The sequence below is a fragment of the Verrucomicrobiia bacterium genome (assembly GCA_035460805.1).
In the GTDB taxonomy this organism is placed as follows: domain Bacteria; phylum Patescibacteriota; class UBA1384; order CAILIB01; family CAILIB01; genus DATHWI01.
In genome coordinates this window covers 1-4,364 of record DATHWI010000065.1, presented here as the reverse complement: position 1 = coordinate 4,364, position 4,364 = coordinate 1, and the positions used below count along the sequence as shown (strand labels likewise).

Annotated in this window: 6 protein-coding genes; all 6 read right to left on the bottom strand. The window is 52.7% G+C overall.

The genetic code is table 11. From position 1 onward, the window contains the following. Window positions 1–465 (bottom strand): hypothetical protein (locus VLA04_02170; protein HSI20495.1); only part of this gene is annotated, 465 nt, incomplete at its 3' end. Continuing rightward, window positions 466–1,458: a transketolase C-terminal domain-containing protein gene (locus VLA04_02165; protein HSI20494.1), complete on the bottom strand. Its 993-nt coding sequence runs from the start codon at window positions 1,456–1,458 to the stop codon at window positions 466–468. After that, window positions 1,451–2,308 (bottom strand): transketolase, encoded by an 858-nt coding sequence (locus VLA04_02160; GenBank protein HSI20493.1) that lies wholly within the window; start codon window positions 2,306–2,308, stop codon window positions 1,451–1,453. The genes VLA04_02165 and VLA04_02160 overlap by 8 nt, the downstream gene beginning before the upstream one ends. A gap of 2 nt (window positions 2,309–2,310) precedes the next feature. Next, complete coding sequence (gap, locus tag VLA04_02155) at window positions 2,311–3,321, bottom strand: type I glyceraldehyde-3-phosphate dehydrogenase (GenBank protein ID HSI20492.1); 1,011 nt, start codon at window positions 3,319–3,321, stop codon at window positions 2,311–2,313. A gap of 19 nt (window positions 3,322–3,340) precedes the next feature. Next, a complete protein-coding gene (locus tag VLA04_02150) occupies window positions 3,341–3,991 on the bottom strand; it encodes a hypothetical protein (GenBank protein ID HSI20491.1) in 651 nt (216 codons plus the stop codon). Continuing rightward, window positions 3,988–4,364 (bottom strand): RpiB/LacA/LacB family sugar-phosphate isomerase (locus tag VLA04_02145; protein ID HSI20490.1); only part of this gene is annotated, 377 nt, incomplete at its 5' end. The genes VLA04_02145 and VLA04_02150, both read right to left, overlap by 4 nt.

The following is a 4,364-nucleotide window of genomic DNA, read 5'->3' as shown; positions in this document are numbered from 1 at the left end:
GGCCAGCCGGATATAGTGTGCGTCATGTTTACCCGCCAAGGCCTCCATGGCCCGCAGGGTTGTGATATCTGTAGGCTCGATACCCACTTCTGCCCCGTGCGCCAATGCCTCAAGCTGGACATGCTTAAGGGTGCGCTTAATGGCGTCGGCGGTCCCATGGAGGGTCACCGCCAGGACTCCGTGGTCAATCCACCAAGAAGCTGCCTCCCGGCTAGTAGGAACTACTACTTCCACAGCAACCTGAACCTTGGCATCGCGTCCCAGTTCCAAAATACCCGACAAAAGCGCGATGTGAGGAAGGGTGGTAGGAAGGGTAGCATCGAGCGTAATAAGGATAGGCGCGCGCTCTACTGTGGCAGCCTGAAGGGCTGCAGCGGCAATTTGCAGGCTGTTAGTACGACACGAAAGCAGCGGTTTTTTGTGCCGCTGCGCACGTGCAAGTTCTAACGAAGGAAGGGCAAGCATCTACTTCTTCATCTTAATGACAGCCTTCACTGCATCAACAATATTGGCAGCCCTAAGGCCATACTTGTCCATAAGCTCTGTTGGGCTCCCCGATTCACCAAAGCGGTCCTCCACTCCAATACGCCGAAGAGGCACTGGGCACTTCTCACCTGCCAACTCCGCAATCGCTCCACCAAGTCCACCAGTAATCTGAGCCTCTTCTGCGGTAACTACAGCGCCCGTCTTTTCTAGCGAGGCAACAATTGTCTTGCCGTCTAATGGCTTTACCGTATGAACAACAATGACTTCCGCTTGGATCTTGGACTTGGCCAATTCCTCAGCGGCAACAAGCGCCTCGTATACCAGTGGGCCATTTGCACAAATAGTAACATCGGTCCCCTCACGCACCACATTGGCCTTACCAAGGACAAATGGTGTCTCAGGCAGTGTAACTGTTGGAACCTTATCCCGGCCAAAGCGGATATAGACAGGGCCTTTGTGCGCCACAATGGCAGCAACGGCCTTTTTAGCCTCTACTGCATCTGTTGGGACAACTACGGTCAGGTCTGGCAAAACACGGGTAATAGCCACGTCTTCAAGGGCTTGGTGAGTTGCGCCATCAGGACCTACGGAGATACCGGCATGTGCGCCCACCACCTTCACATTGGCTTGGGAGTAGGCCACGGAGACCCGCAACTGATCCCAGTTCCGCCCAGGGTTAAACACAGCGTAACTAGCAACAAACGGGATCTTCCCAGAGAGAGCCAAACCTGCGGCAATTCCCATCATATTCTGTTCAGCCACACCCACCTCTACAAACTGGGCAGGGTACGCCTTGGAAAATGCCTCCATGCGGATAGATTCGGTGAGGTCCGCGCACAAGGCTACAACGTCCTTGTTTTTACCACCCTCTTCTAGCAAACCTTCACCAAACCCGTTACGGGTAGGGACCATTTCTGCCTTGCTAAGGTCAGCAATAATTGGCACCACGTTTGTTTCTGTTTGATTACTCATGTTCACTCCGAATTTTTCCTTTGAGTGTGCGTAGCTCCTTCAATGCAATGGATGCCTCTTCATGAGTTGGCGGTTTGCCATGCCAGTGGAAGTCTCCCTCCATGAAGCCAACTCCTTTGCCGGGAATGGTAAAGGCAACGATGACCGTTGGGCGGTCCATCACGGCTTTAGCCTCGTTACACGCATCAATGATCTGCTCAATGTTGTGGCCATCCACTTCAATCACATGCCAGCCAAAGGCACGGTACTTGTCGGCAAAAGGCTCAAGCGGCATGATGAGCTCTGTAGGACCATCAATTTGAATGAAGTTACGGTCGACAATATTGGTGAGGTTGGCAACTTTTTTGCTTCCCGCAAACATAACGGCCTCCCAAATCTGACCTTCTTCATGCTCGCCATCAGAGGTAATACAGTACGTCCGGTACTTCTCACCATTCATGGTTGCCGCAAGGGCAATGCCGATGGCCTGGGAAAGACCCTGGCCTAGAGGGCCGGATGAAGTCTCAACTCCTGGCAATGCCAAGTTGTGAGGATGCCCATGCAGGCGCGTGCCTAGCTTCCGGAGGGTAAGGAGCTCTTTGCGCGGGAAATACCCAGCCTCTGCCATGGCGGCATAGCGGACAGGTACGGTGTGTCCACAGGAAAGGATCAACCGGTCACGCTCAGGCCACTCTGGTTTAGCAGGATTATGATTAAGAACATTGAAGTAGAGCGCAGAGTACACATCGGCCATGCCAAGCGGGCCCGCCGAATGGCCGGACCCTGCTTCTTCGAGCATGGTAATAATATTCTCGCGGATAGCGAGAGCCCGTAGCTCTAATGCTTGAATGCTGTGTGCCCCTGTGTGCATTCCTAGAGTTGCTTTCCAACGTGGATCACCTGCTCTACCAAGCGGTTGCTGTATCCCCACTCGTTGTCGTACCAAACGACTACTTTGACCAAGTTGCCGCCTACTACTCGTGTAAGTGAAAGGTCTACCACCGCGGAGTGACTGTCACCTTTGAAATCGGAAGAGACCAGTTCTTCGTGAGTCACCGTAAGGATTCCCTTAAGGGATGGACGCTTTGCAGCGTCTTCCAAAGCCTTATTGATATCCTCTACAGTTACATCTTTCTTCAATACGGCCGTAATGTCTGAGCAGGAAACAACAATAGTAGGAACACGGAAGGAGAGGCCGTCAAACTTACCCTTCAAGGAAGGGAGTGACTGCGCAGCTGCAATAGCTGCCCCCGTAGAAGTTGGGACAATGTTCTGGGCAGCGGCGCGTGCCTCACGCAAGTCTTTGGAAGGGGCGTCTTGGATTACCTGGCTCGCAGTATACGAGTGGATAGTAGACATGAGCGCCTTCTCAATGCCAAACACCTCTTCCAGCACCATCATTACCGGGGCAATGTTGTTGGTTGTACAAGAAGCGTTGTTGATGATCTCCTCAGAGCCATCGGCAGGGTTTACACCCATGACGTGGGTAGGGGCAGGCTCCTCGCCCTTGGAAGGTGCGGAGATAACGACGCGCTTGGCACCGGCTTTAATGTGAGCACCTGCAGTAACCTTGTCCAGGAAACGGCCGGTAGACTCGATCACCACATCTACGTCCAAGTCACCCCAACCAAGCATGGCAGGGTCCTTTTCGGCAAAGACGCGGATCTTGTTGCCATCAACAATAATATGCTGGTCATCATGCGAAACCTCACCCTTGTAGGTACCGTAGGTGGTGTCGTGCTTGAGAAGGTGTGCAAGGGTCTTGGTATCGGTCAGATCGTTGATACCAACCACTTCGCATTCATTCTTGTGTTCAACTGCAATTTTGAGGGCATTACGGCCAATGCGTCCAAAGCCGTTAATACCTATGCGGACCTTTTTCATATCCCTCCTTTAGGGCTACTTACGCTGCGCTTAAGAGCAGCTGGGTAAAGTGTTTCAAATTTTGTTGGATAGCCGAGATGGCGCCTAATTGCGAAGTAATAACAAACCGGTTTGCTCCTGCTTTTTGAAGCTCGCGGATGTTCTCTTCCCGGATTCCTCCGTCTACCGCAATGGTAATAGGCATGCCCTGGCTAGCGACCTTCTTAATTCTATCATATGTCGTATCAAACATAGTCTGCCCAGACGCGCCCGGTGTTACACCCATTACTTGGACTACCTGGATGGGGAGGTCCTTATAAGGTTCAATCTCTGTATTCGGGTTGATGACCAGCCCTACTTCCGCAAAATAGTCGCTTGCCTGATGAAGTGCGGTTGCGGTTTCTTCAAAGGTATCGAATGCCTCACGGTGGAGAAGGACGCGGGAAATGCGTGCCACGGTCAGGTCTGAATAGTAGCGTTCAGGGCGGTAGGCCATGAGGTGGGCTTCAAGGTTAAGACTCGTGGGGATACCCATAATCTCGTACGGCATGACCGTAATATTTGGCACAAATTGGCCATCCATAATGTCCAGGTGCGCCCAGAGGGAGCCAGACTGCTCTATCCCCTGGATACGTGCGGTATATTCTTCAAGCGTATGAGTAAGGATACCTGGGCAGATTTCAGCCTTCATTCTGTCTCCAGTGCCTTGATCTGATCTATCCGACGCTGATGGCGCTCTTCACCTGAAAAATCCGTATCCAGGAAGGAGCGGGCAATGGCCAGCATATCGTGCTCGGCAACAAAGTCCGCCGGAAGCACGAGGATATTGGAATCATTGTCGCGACGGGTCTCTGCGGCAATATCAGGCCGCCACACAAGGGCTGCCCTAATCCCCTTTAGCTTATTGGCAGCAATCTCCATTCCCTCCCCTGAGCGGCAAAGAAGGATACCCCGGGCGTTAGGGTCTTGTTGAACGGCGCGCCCTACCTTTACGGCGTATTCTGCGTAGTCCGTGGATTCTGCGGAATGGGTACCCATATCTTCCACCTCGTAACCGGCGTCAC

Coding starts and splice junctions, on each gene's coding strand:
- VLA04_02165 (HSI20494.1), bottom strand. CDS start 1,458: ATGAGTAATCAAACAGAAACAAACGTGGTGCCAATTATTGCTGACCTT.
- gap (HSI20492.1), bottom strand. CDS start 3,321: ATGAAAAAGGTCCGCATAGGTATTAACGGCTTTGGACGCATTGGCCGT.
- VLA04_02150 (HSI20491.1), bottom strand. CDS start 3,991: ATGAAGGCTGAAATCTGCCCAGGTATCCTTACTCATACGCTTGAAGAA.
- VLA04_02160 (HSI20493.1), bottom strand. CDS start 2,308: ATGCACACAGGGGCACACAGCATTCAAGCATTAGAGCTACGGGCTCTC.